This window comes from Colwellia marinimaniae (assembly GCF_002207865.1).
GTDB classification, from domain to species: domain Bacteria; phylum Pseudomonadota; class Gammaproteobacteria; order Enterobacterales; family Alteromonadaceae; genus Colwellia; species Colwellia marinimaniae.
This window is the reverse complement of record NZ_BDQM01000422.1, coordinates 1-248: the sequence shown is the minus strand read 5'-3', so window position 1 is coordinate 248 and position 248 is coordinate 1. Positions and strand designations below refer to the sequence as shown.

Sequence of the window (248 nt, the reverse complement as noted above, 5' to 3'; positions counted from 1 at the left end):
GGCTCTAATTACTTTTATTGTTTTGTTATTCGTATTTTCACGGCTTTATGGTATGGGTGATTTTTGGGAAGCGGTGATGGCGGAACACTATGTACGTGATGTAAAAGATATTTCCGAAGAGACAATCGAGCTACTTTGTTATGCTTTCATTGCTTTTTACGCGCATAAAGTTAAGCGTCTTTACATGTAGTCCTCCTAACGATTGCATTTAAAGACGATCGGTCATAGAATAACCAAATGCCAAGACC

1 protein-coding gene is annotated in these 248 nt (G+C 38.3%); it reads left to right on the top strand.

Features of this window, described 5'->3' with window-relative positions:
• The coding region (locus MTCD1_RS21405) for a hypothetical protein (protein ID WP_438819310.1) at nucleotides 1-190 on the top strand (190 nt) is incomplete at its 5' end.
• Nucleotides 191-248: the final 58 nt, after the last annotated feature.